The sequence below is a fragment of the Ruicaihuangia caeni genome, assembly GCF_029952955.1.
Taxonomy (GTDB): domain Bacteria; phylum Actinomycetota; class Actinomycetes; order Actinomycetales; family Microbacteriaceae; genus Ruicaihuangia; species Ruicaihuangia caeni.
This window is the reverse complement of record NZ_JASATX010000003.1, coordinates 60827-83940: the sequence shown is the minus strand read 5'-3', so window position 1 is coordinate 83940 and position 23114 is coordinate 60827. Positions and strand designations below refer to the sequence as shown.

The 23114-nt window shown below is 67.8% G+C and carries 20 protein-coding genes and 2 tRNA genes; 19 read left to right on the top strand and 3 right to left on the bottom strand.

From position 1 onward, the window contains the following. Positions 1 to 60 precede the first annotated feature (60 nt). A tRNA-Thr gene (locus QF206_RS07860) sits at positions 61 to 132 on the top strand. A 37-nt stretch (positions 133 to 169) separates the two neighbouring features. Further along, positions 170 to 243, top strand: a tRNA-Met gene (locus tag QF206_RS07855). Between the two features lie 331 nt (positions 244 to 574). Here QF206_RS07855 and QF206_RS07850 read toward each other — a convergent pair. Continuing rightward, the gene (locus tag QF206_RS07850; protein ID WP_281488670.1) at positions 575 to 1972 is read right to left on the bottom strand and encodes a hypothetical protein; all 1398 of its coding nucleotides are present in this window, start codon (positions 1970 to 1972) and stop codon (positions 575 to 577) included. A 346-nt stretch (positions 1973 to 2318) separates the two neighbouring features. Here QF206_RS07850 and QF206_RS07845 point away from each other — a divergent pair, with 346 nt between their 5' ends. Together QF206_RS07845 and QF206_RS07835 are read left to right on the top strand one after the other, a co-directional pair. Continuing rightward, the gene (locus tag QF206_RS07845; RefSeq protein WP_281488669.1) at positions 2319 to 3689 is read left to right on the top strand and encodes an NAD(P)-binding domain-containing protein; all 1371 of its coding nucleotides are present in this window, start codon (positions 2319 to 2321) and stop codon (positions 3687 to 3689) included. A 471-nt stretch (positions 3690 to 4160) separates the two neighbouring features. Next, positions 4161 to 4976, top strand: coding sequence for a serine hydrolase domain-containing protein (locus tag QF206_RS07835; protein WP_281488668.1), 816 nt, complete (start codon positions 4161 to 4163; stop codon positions 4974 to 4976). Positions 4977 to 5127: 151 nt separating this feature from the next. Here QF206_RS07835 and QF206_RS07830 read toward each other — a convergent pair whose 3' ends face one another. After that, positions 5128 to 5676, bottom strand: a complete 549-nt coding sequence (locus QF206_RS07830; protein ID WP_281488667.1) for a type 1 glutamine amidotransferase domain-containing protein — start codon at positions 5674 to 5676, stop codon at positions 5128 to 5130. 169 nt (positions 5677 to 5845) lie between these two features. Here QF206_RS07830 and QF206_RS07825 point away from each other — a divergent pair, with 169 nt between their 5' ends. Then, positions 5846 to 6790: an acyl-CoA thioesterase gene (locus tag QF206_RS07825; protein WP_281488666.1), complete on the top strand. Its 945-nt coding sequence runs from the start codon at positions 5846 to 5848 to the stop codon at positions 6788 to 6790. A gap of 549 nt (positions 6791 to 7339) precedes the next feature. On the opposite strand, the gene QF206_RS07820 is transcribed toward QF206_RS07825, so the two are convergent. Continuing rightward, positions 7340 to 8884 carry a PucR family transcriptional regulator gene (locus tag QF206_RS07820; RefSeq protein ID WP_281488665.1) on the bottom strand — a complete coding sequence of 515 codons (1545 nt, stop codon included), beginning with the start codon at positions 8882 to 8884 and terminating at the stop codon, positions 7340 to 7342. A gap of 335 nt (positions 8885 to 9219) precedes the next feature. Here QF206_RS07820 and gabT point away from each other — a divergent pair, with 335 nt between their 5' ends. The 14 genes from gabT (at position 9220) to QF206_RS07750 (ending at position 23022) form a co-directional block, all read left to right on the top strand. Further along, complete coding sequence (gene gabT / locus QF206_RS07815; RefSeq protein ID WP_281488664.1) at positions 9220 to 10578, top strand: 4-aminobutyrate--2-oxoglutarate transaminase; 1359 nt, start codon at positions 9220 to 9222, stop codon at positions 10576 to 10578. 85 nt (positions 10579 to 10663) lie between these two features. Beyond that, positions 10664 to 12145, top strand: a complete 1482-nt coding sequence (locus QF206_RS07810; RefSeq protein ID WP_281488663.1) for an NAD-dependent succinate-semialdehyde dehydrogenase — start codon at positions 10664 to 10666, stop codon at positions 12143 to 12145. Positions 12146 to 12385: 240 nt separating this feature from the next. Continuing rightward, entirely contained in the window at positions 12386 to 12832 is a 447-nt protein-coding gene (locus tag QF206_RS07805) for an FAS1-like dehydratase domain-containing protein (RefSeq protein ID WP_281488662.1), read from the top strand. Further along, the gene (locus QF206_RS07800) at positions 12829 to 13239 is read left to right on the top strand and encodes a MaoC/PaaZ C-terminal domain-containing protein (protein WP_281488661.1); all 411 of its coding nucleotides are present in this window, start codon (positions 12829 to 12831) and stop codon (positions 13237 to 13239) included. Before QF206_RS07805 ends, QF206_RS07800 begins: the two co-directional genes overlap by 4 nt. Continuing rightward, positions 13236 to 14480 (top strand): UDP-N-acetylmuramate dehydrogenase, encoded by a 1245-nt coding sequence (locus QF206_RS07795; RefSeq protein ID WP_281488660.1) that lies wholly within the window; start codon positions 13236 to 13238, stop codon positions 14478 to 14480. Before QF206_RS07800 ends, QF206_RS07795 begins: the two co-directional genes overlap by 4 nt. 623 nt (positions 14481 to 15103) lie before the next feature. Further along, on the top strand, positions 15104 to 15649 hold the full coding sequence (locus QF206_RS07790; RefSeq protein ID WP_281488659.1) for a MarR family winged helix-turn-helix transcriptional regulator: 546 nt from the start codon (positions 15104 to 15106) through the stop codon (positions 15647 to 15649). Further along, positions 15649 to 16224, top strand: a complete 576-nt coding sequence (gene idi / locus QF206_RS07785) for an isopentenyl-diphosphate Delta-isomerase (RefSeq protein WP_281488658.1) — start codon at positions 15649 to 15651, stop codon at positions 16222 to 16224. Before QF206_RS07790 ends, idi begins: the two co-directional genes overlap by 1 nt. Beyond that, complete coding sequence (locus QF206_RS07780) at positions 16221 to 17336, top strand: polyprenyl synthetase family protein (RefSeq protein WP_281488657.1); 1116 nt, start codon at positions 16221 to 16223, stop codon at positions 17334 to 17336. The genes idi and QF206_RS07780 overlap by 4 nt, the downstream gene beginning before the upstream one ends. Continuing rightward, complete coding sequence (locus QF206_RS07775; protein ID WP_281488656.1) at positions 17333 to 18202, top strand: phytoene/squalene synthase family protein; 870 nt, start codon at positions 17333 to 17335, stop codon at positions 18200 to 18202. Before QF206_RS07780 ends, QF206_RS07775 begins: the two co-directional genes overlap by 4 nt. Further along, entirely contained in the window at positions 18199 to 19839 is a 1641-nt protein-coding gene (gene crtI / locus QF206_RS07770; protein ID WP_281488655.1) for a phytoene desaturase family protein, read from the top strand. The genes QF206_RS07775 and crtI overlap by 4 nt, the downstream gene beginning before the upstream one ends. Next, positions 19839 to 20177 carry a lycopene cyclase domain-containing protein gene (locus QF206_RS07765; RefSeq protein WP_281488654.1) on the top strand — a complete coding sequence of 113 codons (339 nt, stop codon included), beginning with the start codon at positions 19839 to 19841 and terminating at the stop codon, positions 20175 to 20177. Before crtI ends, QF206_RS07765 begins: the two co-directional genes overlap by 1 nt. After that, positions 20174 to 20518, top strand: a complete 345-nt coding sequence (locus QF206_RS07760; protein WP_281488653.1) for a lycopene cyclase domain-containing protein — start codon at positions 20174 to 20176, stop codon at positions 20516 to 20518. The genes QF206_RS07765 and QF206_RS07760 overlap by 4 nt, the downstream gene beginning before the upstream one ends. Beyond that, positions 20515 to 21402: a prenyltransferase gene (locus QF206_RS07755; protein WP_281488652.1), complete on the top strand. Its 888-nt coding sequence runs from the start codon at positions 20515 to 20517 to the stop codon at positions 21400 to 21402. Before QF206_RS07760 ends, QF206_RS07755 begins: the two co-directional genes overlap by 4 nt. 126 nt (positions 21403 to 21528) lie before the next feature. Beyond that, positions 21529 to 23022 (top strand): SDR family oxidoreductase, encoded by a 1494-nt coding sequence (locus QF206_RS07750; RefSeq protein ID WP_281489033.1) that lies wholly within the window; start codon positions 21529 to 21531, stop codon positions 23020 to 23022. The last annotated feature ends 92 nt before the right edge of the window (positions 23023 to 23114 follow it).

Below are 23114 nucleotides of genomic sequence, written 5' to 3'. Positions count from 1 at the left end.
CTTCGCAGAGGTGCTATTCTTGAGCGGTTGCCTGCGCCGGGCGTCGATCCCGCAGGCTGCGCCCCCTTAGCTCATTGGTAGAGCACTTCCTTGGTAAGGAAGAGGTAGTGGGTCCGATTCCCACAGGGGGCTCGACTGACACTGAGCCTCGGTTCAGATGCCAGATCGTGGCTGGGTAGCTCAGTTGGTGAGAGCGCACGACTCATAATCGTGAGGTCGCGGGTTCGAATCCCGCCCCAGCTACAGTGGCCCATCCACGCAGTAGCGGGCAGTGGCTTCACGAAGTCGCTTGCCGGACTGCACCGGGCTCTTTCCTCGCGCCGATCGACCGGTCTTTTTCTCTGTGTTGCCGCGACCGTCAGGGTCGCGCGGACTGCGGGCTGACCGTTGGATACGTTTCAGCCTGCCGAGTCGCAAGACTTCGGGCGTCGTCCCCGGTGGCTCGCGGAGCGCCTCGGTCGACATCTCTTCCCTGGCAAGCCCGGCCCGAGGTGGCGGGGCTGCTGGAGAAGTTGTGGATAGAACAAGGGTGGGGTGTGACCGAGCCGGCCACACCCCACCGATCCCACTGACGTCAGGCGGCCTTGAGGCGGGCTCGACGAAGCACGACGAGGGCCGTGCCGAGGAGCAGCAGGGCCGCGCTCGCGGCGAGCGGCAGTGCGGGCGCCGCACCGGTTGCGGCAAGCATGCGGGCCAAGCTCACCGACACCGCCTGGACTGCGCCGGAGGACTGCCCTGTGACCACCAGGGTGTGCGTTCCGGCATCCAGAGCACTGAGCACCGAGGCGCTCAGCACGATCTGCGCTTGGCCGTTCACGATCGGGAACGTGCCGACGAACACGGGCGTTGAGTAGATGTAGACATCGACCCACGAGTCCGCCTCGGTCCACGGCAAGGTCGCCGTGTACGCCTGGGAAGGGCTCAGCGGGGAAGAGGGCAGTCCGGCGGCAGAAGGCTGCTGCACGGTCGCCCCGTTGGAGGAAAGGAACGCGGCCAGATCAGTCGAGTTCGCAACCGGCGCCGGAGCGGCCGGCTTCACCGGGGCGGTGACCTTCGCGGTCACATCGGCCCGCGCTTGCGCGTCGCCGTACCCGGCCTTGTGTCCGGTGATGTCGACGCCGATGAAGAAACCGATGTCATCTGCTGTCACCGTGTAGGTGGCGCCCGTCGCGCCGTCGATGGGACCGCCCATGTTCTCCTGAGCGCGGTACCACTGATAGGTGAAGGTCGCGCCCGCGGGCCAGTCGGCAACCTCCGCGGTCAAGGTGGATCCCACCTTCGCCTGGCCGGCGATGCTCACCGTGCCCGGAATCATGCGCTCTCCCGGGTGGAAGGTGTAATCGGTCCCGAGCCAGCCGATGCCGGTGACGGTGCTCTGCTGACCTTCATCGGCGAATACCCCGAAGCCGAGGATCTCCGCGTTCTGCTCGGCGATCAGTGCGCTGAGCAGTTCACCGAGAGCATCGGTCGCGTCGGCAGCGTATGCGGAACCAATGGCGCGGCTCGTGACCCACTGCTGATCCAGCGAGGCGATGTTCTGCCCGCTCGTCGGAGCGGCCGGGCGCAGCGTGGTGAAGTTCGGTGCGGCGACATCCTGACCGAAGAAGACAGGGATCTGGAAGTACGCCGGGTCACTGTCAGAAGTCGAGGTCCATGACACTTCGCCTCGGTCGACGGAGTTCATGAACAGTCGGTACTCGATCGAGGGACGCACCGATTCGTCGTACCCGTAGATCACCTGCGACTTGCCGGTCAACACCAGGCCGTCGGCCGTGACCTCGTGCGCGTTCACTGCACCGGGGTGGCCCTGGTGCCAACCGGTGTAGACCGACTCGTCAGGGGCGATGTCGCTGGCATACACCTCGGAGACGGTGTAGCCGAACGGATCCGGCGTACCCGGCGCCGCGTACGCGGGCGCGGCAGCCGCGACGGCCATTCCGCCGATCATCGTGAAGCCGACGCCGGCTGCCACGAATCTGGCGGTACGGGGAGGGGGAGTTGACAGGGTTCTGCTCACAATGTCGCTTTCAGTCGCTGACGGATGAAGGTGGTGCAGATCCACGGAGACAGCGCGCACACTCGGCACACCGAAAGTTCCTCAGATTCGGAAAATCTAGCAGAGGGGAGGTCTGCCCCCGCGTGGCGGCTCTTCAAAGTGGCCGAACAGGTGCATTTGATACGGTCGAGTTGAAGCCACTTGTGCCGATGCGGTTGATGCAGAGCGTCCCGCGAGCCGAGGTGAGTCCTACCGAATCGTCGGTCGTTGATCGCGCGCAAGCGGCTGTCTGCTGCGAGAGATGACGATTACGAGGAGATTCATGCAGAACCGGAAACGCGTGGCAATCATCGGTGCCGGCCCCAGTGGGATGGCTCAACTGAGGGCATTCGAGTCGGCAGCCCGGTCGGGCGCCGAGATTCCCGAGCTCGTCTGCTTCGAGAAGCAGGCCGACTGGGGTGGACAGTGGAACTTCACCTGGCGCACCGGTCTTGATGAGCACGGCGAACCGGTGCACACAAGCATGTACCGAAACCTCTGGTCGAACGGGCCGAAGGAGGCCCTAGAGTTCGCCGACTACACCTTTGATGAGCACTTCGGGCGCCCGGTCTCGTCATACCCGCCGCGCGCGGCCCTCTGGGACTACATCGCCGGCCGCTTGGAGCACTCGAATGTGCGACGGTTCATCCGATTCAGCACGGTCGTGCGGTGGGTGGAGCCGGACGCCGAGAGCGGAACCTTCCGCGTGACTAGCGAGCACCTGCCAACGGGCGAGTCGACGATCGCGGAGTTCGACCACGTCGTCGTCGCGAGCGGGCACTTCTCATACCCGAACGTGCCCGACTACCCGGGCATCGAGACGTTCCCCGGATACATCTCTCACGCCCACGATTTCCGCGGCGCCGAGGCGTTCGAGGGTCGTGACGTGCTCGTGATCGGCGCCAGCTATTCAGCCGAGGACATCGGCAGCCAGGCCTACAAGATGGGCGCGAAGTCGGTCACTGCGAGCTACCGCAGCAACCCAATGGGCTACGACTGGCCCGAGGGATTCGAGGAGCGTCCCGCCGTCGTGCGTTTCGACGGCGACACCGTGCATTTCGTCGATGGCACCTCGAAACGAGTCGACGCCGTTGTGATGTGCACGGGGTATCAGCACAAGTACCCGTTCCTGCCGGGTGAGCTGGCCCTGGGCGGCCCGAACACCGTCTACCCCGAGGGGCTGTATCGAGGGGTGATCTGGCAAGACATGCCGAACCTCGCGTACGTCGGCGCGCAGGACCAGTGGTTCACGTTCAACATGTTCGACACCCAGGCCTGGTACGTGCGTGACCTGATCCTCGGTCGTGCAGAGCTGCCGGATGCCGAGGAGCGCGCGGCCTCGATGGCTGAGTGGCGCGAGCGGTTCCTGGCGATCCGCGACGCGGAGGAGGAGATCCGCTTCCAGGGCGACTACGTCAAGGATCTCCTCGAGCTCACCGACTATCCGCAGTTCGACGTCGACGCGGTCGTCGAGATCTTCTTGGCGTGGGTCAAGGACAAGGCCAAGGACATCATGGGCTACCGCGACCGGTGCTACCGGTCGGTGATGACCGGCACACTCGCCGTGCAGCACCACACGCCCTGGGTGGAAGAGCTGGACGACTCGCTGGAGCGATACCTGGCCGACCCGCGCGAGCTCGCTGCCGCAGCCTGATCGAAGTGTCGCAACTCGATCGCTGAGCGAGAGCCCTCCCTTCAGGGCATCCCGTGCGCCGCCTGGTTCCGATGCACTGACGCCACTGCGTCGGTTCGTGGGCCAGGCGGCGTGCTGCCGTCACAGCCCGAGCATCCCGCATGTATTGACAGCCGTCGATGATCTGGTTCAGACTTCCTGTATCGACCTTTGTCGATGCAAGGAGGTGATCTTATGGATGCCGAAACCCTGTGCTTCGAGTTGGGCTGTCCGCCTGCGCTCGACCAGAGTTGCTGCTCGTCTGGCTGCTGCTGACACGGTGAGTCGCTCCTGAGTGCACCAGGAGCGACTCGAATCGCGAACCCGCAAGCCAAGACCTCGAAGCGGTTCGGCGCATCCGTGACGACATCCGACTCCGTGTCGAGGCTCTCGTTGCAGAGCTTCTGCCGTCGACCCCGTGACCGCTCGGCTCGGCTTGCTATCGTCGAACCAGTGTCAAGCGATCCCTTTGCCCCAGCGCGTGAATTCGATTTCGACTTCGCGATAGTCGTCGCGGATGCCGCCGAGCCGGTGTACACAACGGGCGATCTCGAGGCGGTCTACCCTTGGGCATCCTGCACGAAGCCGCTGACGGCCATGGCTGCTCTCGTCGCGGTCGATGAGGGAAGAGTGAGCCTTGACGCTCCCGCCGGCCCGGAGGGCGCCACCGTCCGTCACCTGCTGGCTCATGCCGCGGGCTACGCGTTCGATTCCGACACCATGATCGGGCAGCCAGGGCGCAGGCGAGGCTACTCCAACTTCGGCTTCGATGTGCTCGGCCGATATGTCGCCGATGCCGTGGGCATGACGTTCGCCGACTGGCTCAGCCGCAGCGTGCTCCAGCCGCTCGGCATGCGGTCGGTCGTGCTGCGCGGTTCTCCTGCGGCCGGCGCCGCAGGAACGGTGACCGACCTCGCCCGTCTCGGCCAGGAACTCATCGCCCCCACCCTGATCAGCAACGACCTCCACCGGGAAGCGACGAACGTCGTGTTCCCCGGCCTGACCGGTGTGCTCCCCGGTTTCGGGCGGCAGGAGCACAACGACTGGGGCCTCGGATTCGAGATCAAGGATCGCAAGGTACCGCACTGGACGGGCAGCAAGAACTCACAAGCGACGTTCGGCCACTTCGGGCAATCGGGCAGCTTCCTCTGGGTCGACCCGCAGCGTGAAGCCACCGCGGCGTTCCTCGGAGCGAGACCGTTCTCCAGCCGCCATCGCGACATCTGGCCCCACCTCAGCGACGCCATCCTCGACAATCTGCCCTGGTGATGGGCGCAGCGGCGCGCTGAGCAACGGTGTCAGTGGACTGCGGCGTCACTAGACCGCGGCCCTGACGCATTACCGGGCGCGGCAATGCGAAGGGGGCGCGACGTTCGAACGCCGCGCCCCTTGCTACTGCTTGATCACTGCTGCTGCCCGATCACGCCGTCTGCTTCTCGTGCTTCCCTTCGGCGATCTCCTCGACCAGCTTCGCGTTGAAGGCCGGCAGGTCATCCGGCCGGCGGCTCGAGACGAGTCCCGCGTCGACCACGACCTCCTCATCGACCCAGTTCGCGCCGGCGTTCCGAAGGTCGGTCTTCAGGCTCGGATAGCTCGTGATCGTGCGACCGTCGACGGTGCCGGCTTCGATGAGGATCCACGCGCCGTGGCAGATCACGCCGACCGGCTTGTGCTGCTCGAAGAACGCCTTGGCGAACCGGATCGACGGCTCATCCATGCGCAGATGGTCGGAGTTCACGACCCCGCCCGGCAGCATCAGCGCGTCGAACTCGTCCGCGGTCACCGAGTCGGCTGCGCGGTCCACCGCCTGACTGTGACCCTTCTTGCCCTCGACCACTCCTGACTTGGGAGCGACGAGCACCGCGTTGCCGCCGGCATCCGTCACTGCCTGCCAAGGGCTCGTCAACTCCGAGTCCTCGTACCCGTCGGTGAGGAGGAACGCCACGGTCTTGCCATCGAGATTCGTCATGATTGCTCCCTTCGATTCGCTGACCACGGTAGGCAGCACGTCGGCATCCGGGGAGGGGGAGTCAGCGACCTCTCAGCGGATGCTGTCACCCGCTCAGCCCCGGTAGCATTGCCGCATTGCCGGCGCATCGCGCGCGTACCACCCGGCGTGAACCGCTACGGGACCACGCATGACCGATCGCATCACGCTTCGCTTCCTCGCCGCTCCAACCGATGTCGTCACCGACGGCACACGCGTGCAGGCCGGGCGCGTTCTCGAGTGGATCGACAAGGCGGGATACGCCTGCGCAAGCGGATACAGCGGGTCGTACTGCGTCACGGCGTACGTGGGCAATGTGCACTTCACCCGGCCCATTCGCCCGGGCAACCTCATCGAGGCCACTGCCCGCATCGTGCATACCGGACGCACCAGCATGCATGTGCTGGTCACGGTCGACGCCGCCGATGTGCGAGACAGCCGATTCGAGCGAGCCATGCACTGCCTGCTCGTGTTCGTCGCCGTCGACGAGCACGGGGCGCCGCGAACAGTGCCGCCGTGGCGGCCGACGAGCAGCGCCGACGAGAAGCTCTCACGCGGGGCCGTCGATCGTATCGAGGGACGTCGGGCGATCCACGACGTGATGCGGGCTCAGCAATACACGGATGCCGGCACCACACCTCGCGAGACATTCCGGTTCCTCGCCGCACCCACTGATGCGAACTGGGGTGGGAAGGTGCACGGCGGGTTCGTGATGCGCTGGATCGACGAGGTCGCGGGCGCGCTCGCGACTGGCTGGGCCGGTCGGCAGGCGGTCGCCGTGTACTCGGGCGGCATCCACTTCTACCGGCCGATCCATCTGGGGCATGTGGTCGAGCTCGACGCGCGGCTGATCCACACGGGCGAGCACAGCATGCACGTCGCGGTGCATGTGCGCTCGGGCGACCCGCGCTCGCCGGAGCGGCAACTCACGACGCAGTGCATGAGCATCTTCGTGACGGTCGACGACGAGGGCAAGGCGCTGCCCGTGCCGCAACTGGAACTGCGCTCAGACGAAGACCGCCGCCTCGATGAGCACGCCCGCGACCTGATCGCCAGGCGCGCGGCCCTGCAGCCGATGCCCCTGCCTGCGGTGTGACGTCGCGGGATCCTGAGTCGCGGGATCCGTTGTGGTCGCGGCATCCGTTCTGCCCGTGCCCAGCGGTCACGCTCGAGTGTCTCCCGGCCTGGATGCTGTCTCTTCTCGCGACGGGCGCCCTCGCTCTCGCGATGGGCGCCGTCGCTCTCGCGAGGGTTTGCGGCACGCGCGAGGGATGCAACCGTCGCAACCGCAGCAAACCCTCGCGAGGATGCTGTCCAGCGTGCAGCTCGAAGAGTGCGGTCGCTCTCGGGTGCTGTCTCGGCGCGCGCCTTACTCTCGCGAAGGATGCGTCGCCCTCGCTAGGCATGCCGTCGCTCTCGGCGGGTGCTGTCTCTCTCGCGATGGGCGTCCTCGCTGTCGCGAGGGTTTGCTGCACGCGCGAGGGATGCAACCGTCGCAACCGCAGCAAACCCTCGCAGCGGCGACGGCTCGCAGGCGGCAAGCCGCCGCGCCGAGCAGGCCAGGCACCGAGCAAGCCGTCGCACCGCCTAAGCGAGCACCGAGCATGTCCCGAACGCAGCCCTCGCGGGCCAACCGGGCGCAGACCTACGCCGCGCCGGCCGGGTCCCCCGCGGCCAGCAGAGCAGCCCACACATCGGCGCGGGCATGGAATGTCGAGAGGTCGCGCCCCAGCAGCCGCTCGGCGGTGGCGACGCGGCTGCGCACGGTGTGCCGGTGCACGCCGAGTTCGCGCGCGGTCTGATCGAAGTGTCCGTTCGACTCGAGCCAGGCGCGCAGTGTGCGCACCAACTCGGTGCCCTCGGCCTCGTCGTGCTCCACCAGCGGTCGCAACGTCGCCCCGGCGATCTGCCGCGCGTTGGTGCGCGCCAGGAACGCGAGCACGCCCTGCTGCGACACCGTGTCGAAGGCCACCACGCCGGGGCCGATCTCGAGGGCCCGATTCAACGCCTGCTGCGCCTGCTGACGGGCCTCACCGAGCCGCGCGTAGGTGACCGGGTCGGAAAGGCCGACCGGCATCGAGAACTCGCGCCCGAGTTCGTCGAGCAGCCCGATCGCGCCTTCCTCCAGCACCACGATCAAGCTGCCATCGAGCAGGCCGAAGAAGAGGTCGCCGGGGCGCTGCTCCACCTGCAGGGCGAGCCAGTCGGTCGCGGCGTCGGTCGACCCCGTGGTGATCGGCGCGACCGCGACGCGCACAAGCCCAGAGGGGAGCGGGCCCCACATCTCGCGCGCAATGCCCGCTGCGAGCTCGATGCCGCCGCCGAACAGCGCGTGCAGCACTCCCGAGCGCAGGTGCGAGCGAGCCCGGTCGAGCGCGTGGTTCTGCTCGAGCGCGAGGCTCGCGAGGGCGATCACAGAGGTGAGCACGTCACGGCCGGCTTCGTCGAGGTCTCCCGAGCCTCCGAGGGCGAGCGCGCCGCGCAGCCGGCCGAGCCCCCCCAGCGTCTGCACGGTGAGCTGCTCACCGCCGATCGTGATGGTCGAGCTGGCGCGCTGCCCGCGACGAACCAAACGCGTGGCCTCTTCGCGCACCGCAGCCAACGTCTCGCCCTGCAGAGATTCCTCTGGGAAGACGCGCTCGAGCCCGCCGCCGGGGCTGAAGAGCGCCACCCAGTGGCCGAGCTGCCGCGAGAGCTCCGCCAGCGTGGCGTTCAGCCCGTCGGGGCGCAGCGCGGCGCGAGCGATCGCACCCTGCGCTTCGAGCGCCCAGGTGTTCCGCGCATAGGCATCGGCGGCGACCATGTCGGCCGCCGCGCGGATCAGCGCGATGAACGGCGTGCGGTACGGCACCTCGAAGAGCGGCATCCCGAACCGGTCGCAAGCCTCGATCAGTTCAGCGGGAGTGCCTTCCCTGATCACCTCGGTGCCGAAGCCGAGTCCCAGGATGCCGCAGGCGACGAGCCGCTCGACGTACTCGTCAGCAGAGGTCGCCGCCGGCCCGGCACCGAACTGAGTGCCCGTCGTGAGCAGCACCTGACCCGACGACAGGAACGGGGTCGGGTCGGCGAGATCCGAGCTGTGCACCCACGCGGCCGGCTCATCGAGTCGTGAGAGGGAGGCGGCATCCGTGCTGAGCAGGGTGAGCTTGAACTCCGGGGTCGCCAGGAGGCGGCGCAGGGTGGCTGGCACAGCAGCATCCGACCTTTCTTGAGCAGTGAAGCGGCCGGCGTCGCGGACGCACGACCGAAGCCCCTCGCCCGCGTTGTAGGCCGTGCATTCCGACCATGTACACGGCGGTGAAGGCGACTGCTCATAATGTACAACCCGTCGAATGTGAAGCCGTGCAGAGCGCGCCTAGCATGGCTCTCGTCCGGGCAGCCCCTCTTCCGCACTGTCGCGACCCACTCAGGCCGCGGCGTTCACGAAATGGTCAGCCGCGGCGCGCAGGATCTCCAGAGGATCACCGCGCGCCCGGTCGCTCGGCCCGGGTCCACAGAGTCGCCTTAGAGAGTCGAGGAGCAACTATGACCATGACCGACAACACCGCTGCAATCGTCGGCGGTCCCGAGCTTCCCCAGGAGCGCAAGCTCGTCACCGAGATCCCTGGCCCTGAGTCGAAGAAGCTCATGGCCCGCAAGCAGGCCGCGGTCTCCAAAGCCGTGGGCGCCACCGTGCCGGTGTTCACCGTTGCGGCAGGCGGCGGCGTGCTCGTCGACGCCGACGGCAACTCGCTCATCGACTTCGGCTCCGGCATCGCCGTGACCGGCGTGGGCAACTCGAACCCCCGCGTCGTGAAGGCGATGGCCGAGCAGCTCAACCGCTTCACGCACACCTGCTTCACCGTCACGCACTACGACTCGTACGTCGAGGTCGCAGAGGCGCTCAACCGCCTGACCCCTGGCGACTTCGAGAAGCGCAGCGCCCTCTTCAACTCGGGTGCCGAGGCTGTTGAGAACGCGGTGAAGATCGCGCGTCACTACACCGGCAAGCAGGCCGTCGTCGCGTTCGACCACGCCTACCACGGCCGCACGAACCTCACGATGGGCCTCACCGCCAAGAACATCCCGTACAAGAGCGGCTTCGGCCCGTTCGCGCCCGAGGTGTACCGCGCGCCGCTGTCATACCCGTTCCGTGACGGCGGCCTCGACGGCGTCACCGCGGCACGCAAGGCGATCAGCACCATCGAGAAGCAGGTCGGCGCAGAGAACCTCGCTGCAATCATCATCGAGCCCATCCAGGGCGAGGGTGGCTTCATCGTTCCCGCCGAGGGCTTCCTCCCCACGCTGGTGGCATGGGCCCGCGAGAACGACGTCGTGTTCATCGCCGACGAGGTGCAGACCGGCTTCGCGCGCACCGGCGCCATGTTCGCCAGCGACCACGAGGGCATCGCACCCGACATCATCGTGACGGCCAAGGGCATCGCCGGTGGCCTGCCGCTCTCGGCGGTGACCGGACGCGCTGAGATCATGGACCACCCGCAGGTCGGCGGCATCGGCGGCACCTACGGCGGCAACCCGATCGCTTGCGCGGCAGCCCTCGCGACGATCGAGTCGTACGAGCAGGACGGCCTCGTGCAGCGCGCCCAGGAGATCGGCACCACGATGATGGGCCGCCTCAACGCGCTCGCCAGCGAAGACCCCCGCATCGGCGACGTCCGCGGACGCGGTGCGATGGTGGCGATCGAACTCGTCGACCCGGCCACCAACGAGCCTGACGCAGAGCTCACCGGCAAGATCGCGAAGTACGCGCACGAGCACGGCGTGATCCTGCTCACCTGCGGCACCTACGGAAACGTCATCCGCTTCCTCCCGCCGCTCACCATGCCCGACCACCTGCTCGACGAGGGTCTGCGCATCGTCGCAGACGCGATCGCCGCGGCCTGATCGAGCGGTGCGGATGCCGCGGCCGACGGCTCCGGCATCCGCACCCCCTCTTGAACTTCCACACACTCCGACGGAGGAGCACGACATGACCATGACCGTGACGAGCACCGAGCGCGACCTGCTCGAGCGCGTGCCGAACCAGCTGTACATCGGCGGCGAGTGGGTCGACGCCGACGGCGGCAAGACCATCGAGGTGCGCGACCCCGCCACCTACGAAGTGATCCGCGAGATCGCCGACGCGACCGTCGAAGACGGCGTGCGCGCGCTTGACGCCGCCGCCGCTGCTCAGGAGGAGTGGGCCGCGACCCCGGCCCGCGTGCGCGGCGAGATCCTGCGCAAGGCGTTCGACCTGCTGCAGGAGCGCAAGGAAGACTTCGCTCTGCTCATGACGCTGGAGATGGGCAAGCCCCTCGCCGAAGCGCGTGGCGAGGTCGCCTACGGCGGTGAGTTCCTGCGCTGGTTCTCCGAGGAGGCCGTGCGCATCGACGGGCGCTACGGCGCGAACCCAGAGGGCACCGGTCGCATGATCGTCACGCACCGCCCAGTCGGGCCGTGCTACCTGATCACCCCGTGGAACTTCCCGCTCGCGATGGCCACCCGCAAGCTGGGCCCGGCGCTTGCCGCGGGCTGCACCGCCGTCGTGAAGCCGGCCACCCTGACGCCGCTGACCACGCTCGCCCTCGTCGCCCTGCTCGAAGAGGCCGGACTGCCCAAGGGAGTCGTGAACGTCATCACGACCACGTCGACCTCGAAGCTGTCCGAGGCGCTCATGTCAGACCCTCGCCTGCGCAAGGTCAGCTTCACCGGCTCGACCCCGGTGGGCGTCGGCCTGCTGAAGCTCGCTGCGAACAACGTGCTGCGCACCTCGATGGAGCTCGGAGGCAACGCCCCGTTCGTCGTGTTCGATGACGCTGATCTCGACAAGGCGGTCGAAGGCGCGCTGATCGCCAAGTTCCGCAACATCGGCCAGGCCTGCACCGCGGCGAACCGCTTCATCGTGCAGGAGGGCATCGCCGACGAGTTCGCGCGCCGCCTCACCGAGCGCGTCAAGGAGATGCGCGTCGGCCGCGGAACCGAAGAGGGAGTCGCCATCGGCCCGCTCATCGACGACAAGGCGGTCAAGAACACCGAGCGTCTCGTCAGCGACGCGGTCGAGAAGGGCGCGAAGGTGCTCGCGGGCGGCTCGCCCATCGATGGCCCGGGCTCGTTCTTCGAGCCGACGGTGGTCGACGGTGTGACCGACGGCATGGCGATCAAGGCCGAGGAGATCTTCGGCCCGGTCGTCAGCATCATCCGGTTCAAGGACGAGGCAGACGCCGTGCGCATCGCGAACGACAGCGAGTACGGGCTCGTCGGATACGTGTTCACCGAGGACTTCAAGCGCGGTCAGCGCATGATCGACCTCATCGACACGGGCATGATGGGGCTCAACGTGGGCGTCGTCTCCAACGCGGCCGCGCCCTTCGGCGGCGTCAAGCAGTCGGGCCTCGGCCGAGAGGGCGGTGCCGAGGGCATCCACGAGTACCTCGAGACGAAGTACACGCTCACCCCGAACCCCTTCGCCTGATCCATCGCGGATGCCGCGACGCCGCCGTGTCGAACGGCCAGCGGCGCCGGCATCCGCCCACGACCCGAGTGCTTCGCGCACTCACCAGACCTGCGGATGCCGAGTGCATTCGCGCAAGACCTCGGATGTCGCGAGACCGGCTGTGATCCCAGACCGGCGCGCGGCATGCGGAGCTGAGCAGCAGCGCCTCGCCACAAGCGGGGCGCTGCTGTGGTTAACCCGTCACCGTAGACTGTCGGGGTGCCAGTGAACCCCGAGCTCACCGGGCGCGAGTTCGCCCCCACCGCCCCGTACCTCGTCGGTCGCGAGAAGGTGCGCGAGTTCGCGCGCGCCGTGCTCGCCACCAGTCCGCTCAACCACGACGCCGACGCAGCCCGTGCTGCCGGCTACGCCGATGTGGTTGCCCCGCCGACCTTCGCCGTCGTCGTGCAGGAGCACACGCTCGCACAATTGCTGTCCGAGCCGGATGCGGGCATCGACTTCAGTCGCGTCGTGCACGGCGACCAGCGCTTCAGCTACACCCGCCCGATCGTCGCCGGCGATGAGCTGACCGCGCGCCTCACGGTTTCGGCGGTCAAGACTCTCGGTGCGCACAGCATGGTCACCGCGGTCTCTGACATCACGGATGCCGAGGGGGCGCATGTGGTCACGGCCACCTCGACGCTCGTAGTGAGGGGAGACGAATGAGCGGCCTCAACGTCGGCGATGTGATCGCCGAGCGCGACTTCCACCTGACGCGTGACACGCTCGTTCGGTATGCCGGAGCTTCTGGCGACTTCAATCCCATCCACTACCGCGACGATGTAGCCGCGTCGGTCGGGCTTCCCGGTGTGCTGGCCCACGGCATGCTGACCATGGGCTTCGCCGTGCAGCCGGTCGTCGACTGGCTCGGCGGTGACAGCGGCCGCGTCATCGACTACCAGGTCAAGTTCACCCGTCCGGTGGTCGTCGACCCCGAGTCGGGGGCCGACGTCTCCGTCGTCGCCAAGGTCGGCGCGGTCGACGAGGCCGGAGCGCGGATCGACCTCACGGTCACCTACGCCGGACAGACCGTGCTCGGCAAGGCGCAGGCCAGGGTGAGCTTGCCGGCGTGACGAACCTCTCGGAACTCACAACGCTGAGGGTCGGCGGCCCCGCCGAGCGGATCATCGCGCCTGCCACGACGCGCGAGCTCGTCGAGAGCGCGCTGGACGTCTGGGCGTCCGGCGATGAGTGTTTCGTGCTCGGGGGAGGGTCGAACGTCGTCATCGCCGACGAGGGATTCCACGGAACCGTGATCCGGGTGGTCACGCGCGGCATCGAGGTGTCACGCGACGCGGGGCACGTGTGGGCGTCATCGGCGCTCGGGCGGGATCTGACGGCTGCGGTGCCGCCGGCATCCGCGGTGATCAGTGCGATCGCCAGCGAGGCGGCTCCGGCGGCGGAGGTGACCGCGACTCTCGCTCGTACCGCCAAGCAGCCTTCGAAGGTGTATCTGCGCGTGCAGGCGGGTCAGAACTGGGATGAGCTGGTTGCGTGGACCGTCGAGAACGGCTGGTCGGGCATGGAGGCACTCTCGGGCATTCCAGGCTCGGTCGGAGCCGCACCCATTCAGAACATCGGCGCGTACGGCCAGGAGATGGCTGACGTGCTCACCGCGGTCGAGTTCCTCGACTACGAGACCGGTGAGGTGCTTCGGCTCCCCGCGGGGGAGCTCGGCTTCGGCTACCGGACCAGCGTGTTCAAGCAGGGGCGCAGGGGCATCGTGCTCGCTGTCGAACTCGAGCTCGACGACATCCTGGGCGCGAGCGCGCCGATCGCGTATCCGCAGCTCGCCGCGGCGCTCAGCGCTGAGGTCGGCGACCGAGTGCGGGTCTCGGAGGTGCGGGATGCGGTGCTCGCCCTGCGCGCTTCGAAGGGCATGGTGCTCGACGAGGCGGATGCCGACAGCTGGAGCGCGGGCTCCTTCTTCACCAACCCGATCGTCAGCGAGGAGTTCGCGCGCGCCTTGCCGCCCGACGCGCCGCGCTGGCCGCTCTGGGATGAGCCGCAGGATCTCGCGGTGCCGCTCGGCGCCGAGCCCGCCTCTCCGCCGGAGCATGACGAGCGCATGGTGAAGCTCAGCGCCGCGTGGCTCATCGAGCGCTCCGGCATCTCGCGCGGGTTCCGGCTCACAGGCTCTCGCGCCGCCATCTCGAGCAAGCACACCCTGGCGATCACCAACACCGGGGGCGCGACCGCAGCCGAGGTGCTGCAGCTCGCGAGTTTCGTGCAGACCCGGGTCATGTCTGAGTTCGGGGTGCAACTGCAGCCGGAGCCGGTAGTGCTCGCTCCGCCCGTCGAGTACCACGGCTGACTCAGCCCGTCGAGCAACGCGGCTCACGCGGACCGTCGGGTCGGGTACGCAGCTGACTTCAGCTCGTCGAGCACCTCGGCAGACAGCCGCCCATCGAGTACCGCAGCTGATTTCGGCCGTCGAGCACCGCCGCCCACTTCGGCCGTCGAGCACCGCGGCCGACTCGAACCGTCTTTCAGAGCGCGTGATGCGGCCGGGTTTCATGCCCTGGAGTGTCGCCGCGCTCGCCGGCGAGCCGTGTGAAACGTCGGCTGACGGCATCCGCTGCCGGCACTGTCACGTCCCGTCGCGGTGCGCATCGCCGTCGCTGCCGCAACTGTCGCAGTACCGCCGGCGCTCCGAGCCGCTGCCTCAACGTTGCGCTGCCTCGAAGTTGCGTTGTCGCGAGGGTTTGCTGCGCGTGCGTGGGTTGCAGCCCTCGCGGCTGCAGCAAACCCTCGCGAGAGCCCCTGCCTCGCGAGAGCCCCTGCCTCGCGAGAACCCCCACCTCGCGAGAACCCACACGCGAGAACCCACACCTCGCGAGAAACCTCCGCCTCGCGAGAAACTCCCACCTCAGGAGAACCCAAACGGGTTCCGTCGCGACGTTGCAAGTAACTAACTAAGTAACTTACTATCTGGGAGTGGCTTACTCGTCTCACGTTGCGAAGGTGCTCGAGCACATGCACGATCCGCGCCTGATGGATCCCGACGGTTCCTTACTCGAGCTCGACCGGATGCCGGGCGCAGAACAGGCCGAGATCGCAGACGTGATGCGGGCCATGATGGAGTGGAAGCTCGCTGAGGCCGAGCAGAGCAAGGCATCGAGCAAATACATGGCTCTTTCCGAACGCGAAATGCGCGCCATCAGATTCATCCTCGCCGGGCACCGGTGCGGAGTGGCTGTCACGCCCGCCATGCTCAGCGAGTACCTCGAGATCACGAGCGCCGCGACGACCAAGCTGCTCGACCGGCTCGAGGCGGGTGGGCACACGACGCGCTCTCCCCACCCGACCGACCGGCGAGCGATCACTCTGGCCGTGACCGAGGAGACCCGTCGCGACGCCAGGGACCACGTCGGCGTCTCGCATGCCCGCCGCTTTCAGGCTGCCGCGCGCCTGTCGAGCGAGGAGCGACAGATCGTGGTGCGCTTTCTGCGCGATCTCGCTCACACCTCGGGGGATTCCTGATGGTCATCGAAGGCAGCACGCGAAGCCCCGAGCGGGTCGTGCTGCTCGATGACGAGCGGAAGCCCGCCGGTGCAATGCCGAAGCACCTGGTTCACGGCGAGAAGACGCCGCTGCACCTCGCGTTCTCGTGCCACGTCGTCGACGACGACGGCCGCGTGCTGGTGACGCGGCGTGCGCTGAGCAAGGCCACCTGGCCCGGCGTCTGGACCAACGCCTTCTGCGGGCACCCCGGGCCAGACGAACCCATCGACTCCGCGATCGTCCGCCGCGCCGAGCACGAACTGGGCCTCGCGATCGACCGCATCGAGCCCCTGCTGCCCGACTTCGCCTATCGCGCCACTGACGCCTCTGGTGTGGAGGAGAACGAGTTCTGCCCGGTGTACTCGGCGCGCGCCATCGGTGATCCGGCCCCGAACCCCGACGAAGTGCAGGAGTACCGCTGGGTGCAGCCCGACGACCTCGCGCGGGCGGTGCACGCCGCCCCCTGGGCGTTCAGCCCCTGGCTCGTCTGGCAGCTCGACGAACTCGCCGGTCGCCCCCGCACCGTGCTCACAGACCCGAGGAGGTCGCTATGAGCGCACTACAACTGGAGCGCGAACTCGAACGCGACCGCGTCGACCTTGCGCGAGTGGAATCCCGGCTGCGCGACGTGGCGCTGCGCATCAGCAGCACGAATACGGTCCGGTTGCCGTTCGACGCGATTCGCGGCTCGATCACGCGGTCCTTGAGCGGCGGGAAACGCATTCGCCCTCTCCTTCTTCTGCACACCTATCGCCGGCTCGAGGAACAGCGCGATGGCTCGCGCGACACCGATTCGTCGTCGCCGGAAACCGCGTCGGGCGTGATCGACATCGCCGCCGCGTTCGAGCTGCTGCACGCGGCCTTCGTCGCGCACGACGACGTCATCGACGGCGATCTGAAGCGCCGGGGCGACCTGAACGCGGTCGGCGAGGCGGTGTCGCTCGCGGTGGATCACGGCGTGCCGCCGAAGGCGGCGGCACGACTGGGTGTGACCGCCGGCATTCTCTCTGGAGATCTTCTGCTCGGGGCGGCGTACTCGCTGGTGGCGCGAGCAGCGGTTCCGACGGAGGTGCGGTCGTCGCTGCTCGATCTTGTGGATCGTACGCTGCTCGATTCGGCCGAGGGCGAGTACGCCGACGTCTGGTTCAGCATCGCCCCCTCGCACGCCGACCCCGAGCGCGTTGTGGTCACGAGCGAACTGAAGACCGCACGCTATTCGTTTCAGGCGCCATTGCTCGCCGCGGCAACGCTCGCGACGTCTGAACCGGCCGTGCGCGATGCGCTCGATGAGATCGGCGCAGCGCTGGGCACGGTCTACCAGTTGCGAGACGATGTGCTGGGCGTCTTCGGCAATCCCGAGACAACTGGCAAGTCGGCGCTCGGTGATCTTCGCGAGGGCAAGCACACCCTTCTTGTGGAGCTGGCACGGTCAACGGATGCCTGGCGTGGAGCCAGCGACCGGTTCGGCAAACCCGACCTTGATGAGGTCGATGCCGAGCGCCTGCGCGGGGCCCTTCGCGATTCGGGGGCTCTCGCCCAGGTCGAGAGCGAGATCCAGCGCCGAGTCGACTCGGCCGCCCGGCGGATCGATGAAGCTCCATTGCCGCAGGAACTGCAGACCTACCTCGCCCACTTGCTCATCCGATGCGCGGAGCGGACATCATGATCGACTCAATGACCCTCGACCGCTACGAGACATGCGCGTCTCATGTCGCCCGGGTGGTGCTCAGTGACTACTCCACCTCGTTCGGGATGGCGACCAGACTGCTCGCACCCCGCTATCGCCCGCATATCGCGAACATCTACGGCCTGGTGCGCATCGCCGACGAGATCGTCGACGGCCCTGCCGAGTGCGCCGGGCTCGTGGCGGGAGAGCGGCTCGAATTGCTGGATGCCCTGGAGAACGAGGTGTACGACTCGATCAGGCGAGGGTTCAGCACGAATCTCGTGGTGCACGCCTTCGCTTGCACCGCAGTGCACGCCGGCATCGGAAGCGACCTCATCGCACCGTTCTTCAGTTCGATGCGAGCTGACCTCGATCTCACACGGCTCGACGAGACCGCATTCCGCGAGTACGTCTACGGGTCGGCCGAGGTCGTGGGGCTCATGTGTCTGCGGGTCTTCCTGCAAGACGCGCGCCCCGACGCTGCCGAGCGCGCCGTGCTGGTCGACGGCGCGCGTCGGCTCGGGGCCGCGTTTCAGAAGATCAACTTCCTCCGCGATCTCGGCGACGATGCGCGAGGGCTGGGGCGCTCCTACTTCCCGAACGTCGACAGCGGTCGGTTGGGCGAGTCGGAGAAGCGCGAGATCACCCAGTCCATTCGCGCGGATCTCGAGGCCGCCGAGGCGTCGATCCGCCTGCTGCCCGCAGGTGCGCGCCGCGCCGTCGCGACCGCGCACGGCCTCTTCTCCGAACTCGAGAAGCGCATCGAACGCACTCCTGCCGAGGCCATCATCGACCGGAGGATCAGGGTGCCGGATGCGGTCAAGCTCATCATCGCGCTCCGTGCCTCGCTGAGGTGGTCAGCGTGAGCGCCCATACGGAGGCGAGCGTCTCTCCTCCGCAGGTGCGGCGGCGCGCCGTCGTCATCGGCGCGGGGGTCAGCGGCCTGGCCACCGCGGCGCTCCTGCTGCACGAGGGCCTCGACGTCACCGTGCTCGAGCAGCGAGACGAAGTCGGCGGCCGCGCGGGCACGTGGGAACGCGACGGGTTCGTCTTCGACACCGGGCCATCGTGGTTCCTGATGCCTGAGGTATTCGATCACTTCTACCGGATGCTGGGCACCTCGCTGGCCGAGCAGCTCGACCTCGTCAGGGTCGACCCCGCCTACCGTGTCTTCTTCGAACCCGCCGGTGCGCCAGGGGCGGAAGCGGCCGAGCCGCTCGTGCTCAGCAGCGGCATCGACGCCGTCGCCGCTTCATTCGAGGCGATCGAGCCCGGCGCCGGTGCTGCGATCAGAAAGTACCTCGAATCGGCTGGCGACGCGTACCGCTTGTCGGTCGACCGCTTCCTCTACAACCCGTTCACGCGGCCGTCGGAGCTATGGCAACCCCAGGTGCTTCGCCGCCTTCCCCGCCTCGTGCGCATGCTCTCTGAATCGCTCCACCGTCGGGTCGGCAGGACGGTGCGCGACCAGCGGCTTCAGAAGGTTCTGGAGTTCCCGGCGGTGTTCCTCGCGAGTTCGCCCTTCACCGCGCCGGCCATGTACCACCTCATGAGCCACCTCGACCTGAGCGACGGCGTCTACTACCCGCGGGGCGGCTTCTCCGAGCTGATCCGTTCGATGCGCCGGCTTGCTGACGGGGCCGAGTTCGTGATGGGTGCCGAGGCGACCCGCATCCTGACCAGCGACTCGCAGGTGACCGGCGTGGAGTGGCGCGACAGGTCCGGCGAGGTGAGCACGATCGACGCGGATGTCGTTGTGAGCACAGTCGACATGCACCACACCGAGACCCGACTGCTCGATCCGGAGGACCGGTTCCGCCCGAAAACGGATTGGGATCGAGTGGATGCCGGTCCGAGTGCTGTGATCGCGATGCTCGGGGTGGACGGTCCGATCCCGCAGCTCGAGCACCACTCGCTGTTCTTCGCGGACGATTGGCGCGACAACTTTGAAGCGATCCGCGATGGCAACATGCCGGAGCGCCCTTCGTTCTACGTGTGCATGCCCAGCCATTCCGATCGTTCCGTCGCGCCGGAAGGCAGCGAGAACCTCTTCATCCTGATCCCCGGACCAGCAGCCCCATCGCTCGGGTCGGGAGGACTCGACGGGCAGGGGGATCCGGCGGTCGAAGCAGCCGTCGACCGCGCGATCGATGCACTTGCCGCGCGGGCCGGAATCCCGGACCTCAGAGAGCGCATACTGGTGCGCCGCACGCTCGGCCCTCGCGACTTCGAGCGCGAGTTCTCATCGTTCAAGGGGAGCGCGATCGGGTACGCGCACACGCTGCGACAGAGCGCGATGTTCCGCGGTCGAACCGCATCGCGCCGGGTCTCCGGGCTCTACGCGGCGGGTGGCACCACCGTGCCGGGCGTCGGTGTGCCGATGTGCCTCATCAGCGCCGAACTCGTGGTGAAGCACCTGAGAGGCGACTCCTCGCCCGGTCCACTGCCTGAACCCGCCGGAGTGCCCAGCGGGTCGAGCACGCCCCTCGAGAGTCGCCCCTGATGTCGCTGCTCTATCTCGCACTGCTCCTGATCTCGCTCATGGGATCGCTGCTCGTCGACGCGCGCTTCTCGCTCTTCCTCTGGCGAGAGCCTCGCCGGGCCGCCGTCGTGCTCCTGATCGGATTCGTCTTCTTCCTGACGTGGGATCTCGTCGGCATCGGTTCCGGCGTGTTCCTGCACCTTGATTCCGCCTGGTCTTCCGGCATCCTCGTCGCGCCGCACCTGCCGATCGAGGAACTGGTGTTCCTGCTGTTCTTCTGCCACCTGAGCATGGTGCTGCTCACCGGGAGCTCCCGTCTGCTCTCGGCGAAGCGAGAGAGAGTGAGGGAGCGCTCGTGAGCTACGCACTGTTCTCCGCGGGCTTCCTCGCCCTCTCTCTCGTCGTTCTCGCCGTGGCTCTGATCAGCAGCGGGCGGGGCCCCGCGATCGTCGCCAGGTGGTGGCGCCCATGGCTCCTCAGCATGGTCGCGCTGCTGCTCCTCACAGCGGTCTTCGACAATGTCATGATCTGGGCAGGGCTCTTCGACTACGAGTGGTCGCAAACCGCCGGCGTGCGGGTGCTGCTGGCACCCGTCGAAGACTTCGCGTACCCCGTGGCAGCGCTGCTGCTGCTGCCAGGGCTTGCGCTGCTCGCTCGGGCGCCCGACACCTCTGAGCGTGTTCCGGAGGGAGACCTGTGAGCCGGACGTCGCGCAATACGGTGCGGCCGGTGCTCTCCACCGTCGTGCTGTCTTCCAGACCGCTCAGTTGGATCAATACGGCGTTCCCCTTCGCCGCCGTCTGGTGGCTCAGCACCGGCACCGTGGATGCGTTCATGGTGCTCGGAACCCTCTTCTTCCTGGTGCCCTACAACCTGCTGATGTACGGGCTGAACGACGTGTTCGACTACGCGTCCGATCTGGCGAATCCGCGCAAGGGAGGCGCCGAAGGGGCACTCGTCCCACCCAGGCTGCACCGGATGCTGGTGATCGTGTCGGTCGCGTCAGCGCTGCCGTTCGTGATCGCACTCGTCGTCGCGCAGCCCGCAGCATCGCCCGTGCTCGCTGTGAGCGTCTTCGCGGTCGTCGCCTACTCGGTGCCCCGGCTCCGCTTCAAAGAGGTACCGGTGCTCGACTCGCTCACCTCCAGCACCCACTTCGTCTCGCCCGCGCTGTACGCGGTCGCCGCGGCCGGCACGGTCGTCACGCCCGCGCTCGCCGCTATCCTCGCCGCATTCTTCCTCTGGGGCGTCGCGAGCCATGCGTTCGGTGCGGTGCAAGACATCGAGCCCGACCGCAGCGCGGGAATCCGCTCCATCGCGACGGAGTTCGGTGCTCGCGCCACCGTGCGGCTGAGCGCCGCTCTGTGGGCGATCGCGGGGCTGCTGCTGCTCGGCACGCAGTGGCCTGGGCCCCTTGCGGCCGTGCTGACGCTGCCCTATGTGGGCATCGCGCTGTCGCATTTCAGGATCGACGACGTCACAGCATCCGAGTCGAATCGCGGATGGCGCAAGTTCCTCTGGGTCAACTACGTCTGCGGCTTCCTCGTCACGATGCTGCTGATCTGGTGGTCGTTCGAGCGCTAGTCGAAAGGGCCGGTAGACGCCGGCCTCATTGGAGAGTCGGAGTACCCCGTGACCGGAACCGAAACCGCACCTGCAACGGCGACTGAATCCGAGCACGGGCCCAAAGCGACCGACCGCAAGCTTGCTCTGGTCACCGGGGCGACCGGCTACGTCGGGGGACGGCTCGTGCCGCGGCTTCTGGAGGACGGGTTCAGGGTGCGCGTCTACACGAGATCGCCCGACAAACTGCGCGACGTCGAGTGGTACCCCGACGTCGAAGTCGTGCGCGGGTCGCTGCCGGCGACCACCGAGCTCGACGAGGCGATGCGCGGCGTCTTCGTCGCCTACTACCTGGTGCACTCGATGACCGCCCGCGGCGACTTCGGCGGTGAGGAGCTCCGCGCCGCGGTCTCATTCGCGAGGGCGGCCGAGTCCGCCTCGGTGTCGCGCATCGTCTACCTCGGCGGCTTGCACCCGGAGCACCGACCGCTCTCGAGGCATCTCGCCTCGCGCGCGGCTGTCGGGCAGGTGTTCCTCGAGTCGGCGGTTCCCGCCGCGGTGCTGCAAGCCGGCACCATCATCGGGTCGGGCTCGGCATCGTTCGAGATCATCCGGCACCTGACCGAGGTGCTGCCGTACATGCCCGCGCCGAAGTGGGTTCGCAACTTCGTGCAACCGATCGCCATCCGAGATGTGTTGCACTACCTCTCGAAGGCTGCCGACCTGCCTCCGGATGTGAACCGTGAGTTCGACATCGGCGGGCCAGACGTACTGCGCTACGGGCAGCTGATGAACGGCTACGCCGTCCAAGCGGGCCTGCCGCAGCGGCCGATCGCGGCGCTTCCCGTCTTGACTCCCTGGCTCGCCTCGCAGTGGATCAACCTGGTCACCCCGGTGCCTCGCGATCTGGCGGTGCCGATCGTCGAGTCGCTGCAGCACTCCTGCGTGGTGAGGAACCACGATGTCGACGGGTTCATCGCTCCTCCGCCCGGAGGGCTCCTGAGCTACCGCGAGTCGGTGCGGCTCGCGCTCGCCCGCATCGACGCGAGCGAGGTGCCGACCACCTGGCGGGGAGCGTCGCTCGCGAATGCCCCGAGCGACCCCCTGCCATCGGACCCTTCATGGGCGGGGCGCACGGTGCTGAGCGACGAGCGCGAGCGCGAATCCACCGCATCGCCCACTGACCTCTGGCTGGTGCTGCAGTCGATCGGGGGTCCCAACGGCTGGTACTCGCTGCCGTGGGCATGGTCGTTGCGGGGCATGATCGACAAGCTCTTCGGCGGCGTCGGGCTCGCCCGAGGGCGACGCGATCCATCGCGCTTGCGGCAGGGCGATGTGATCGACTTCTGGCGGGTTGAGTCCCTCGAACCGCCACATCGCATCGTGCTCCGCGCCGAGATGCGCGTGCCCGGCGACGCCTGGCTGGAGCTCACGGCCAGGCCGGGCGCGGGCGGCGGCTCGGTGTACCGGCAGCGCGCGGTCTTCCTGCCCAGAGGACTCAGCGGCCGCCTCTATTGGATGACGCTCGTGCCCATGCACGCGCTGATCTTCGGCGGCATGGCACGGCGCATCGTGCGCGCCGCTGAGCATGAGCGGGTGTCAGCCTCGCTGGCGGCTTCGGCCTCCGACGCCGAAAGCTGAACTCGCGCCCGGCACACACGTGGTGAGCCGGGCGCGAGTTCTCGGGTCCGACGGTCGATGCCCCCGGCGACCTCGCGGTGCGGTCGCGAGAA

What these genes read in the sequence shown, in the direction of transcription:
- QF206_RS07845 (WP_281488669.1), top strand. Translation starts at nt 2,319, where the DNA reads ATGCAGAACCGGAAACGCGTGGCAATCATCGGTGCCGGCCCCAGTGGG.
- QF206_RS07830 (WP_281488667.1), bottom strand. Translation starts at nt 5,676, where the DNA reads ATGACGAATCTCGATGGCAAGACCGTGGCGTTCCTCCTCACCGACGGG.
- QF206_RS07825 (WP_281488666.1), top strand. Translation starts at nt 5,846, where the DNA reads ATGACCGATCGCATCACGCTTCGCTTCCTCGCCGCTCCAACCGATGTC.
- gabT (WP_281488664.1), top strand. Translation starts at nt 9,220, where the DNA reads ATGACCATGACCGACAACACCGCTGCAATCGTCGGCGGTCCCGAGCTT.
- QF206_RS07810 (WP_281488663.1), top strand. Translation starts at nt 10,664, where the DNA reads ATGACCATGACCGTGACGAGCACCGAGCGCGACCTGCTCGAGCGCGTG.
- QF206_RS07800 (WP_281488661.1), top strand. Translation starts at nt 12,829, where the DNA reads ATGAGCGGCCTCAACGTCGGCGATGTGATCGCCGAGCGCGACTTCCAC.
- idi (WP_281488658.1), top strand. Translation starts at nt 15,649, where the DNA reads ATGGTCATCGAAGGCAGCACGCGAAGCCCCGAGCGGGTCGTGCTGCTC.
- QF206_RS07780 (WP_281488657.1), top strand. Translation starts at nt 16,221, where the DNA reads ATGAGCGCACTACAACTGGAGCGCGAACTCGAACGCGACCGCGTCGAC.
- QF206_RS07775 (WP_281488656.1), top strand. Translation starts at nt 17,333, where the DNA reads ATGATCGACTCAATGACCCTCGACCGCTACGAGACATGCGCGTCTCAT.
- QF206_RS07765 (WP_281488654.1), top strand. Translation starts at nt 19,839, where the DNA reads ATGTCGCTGCTCTATCTCGCACTGCTCCTGATCTCGCTCATGGGATCG.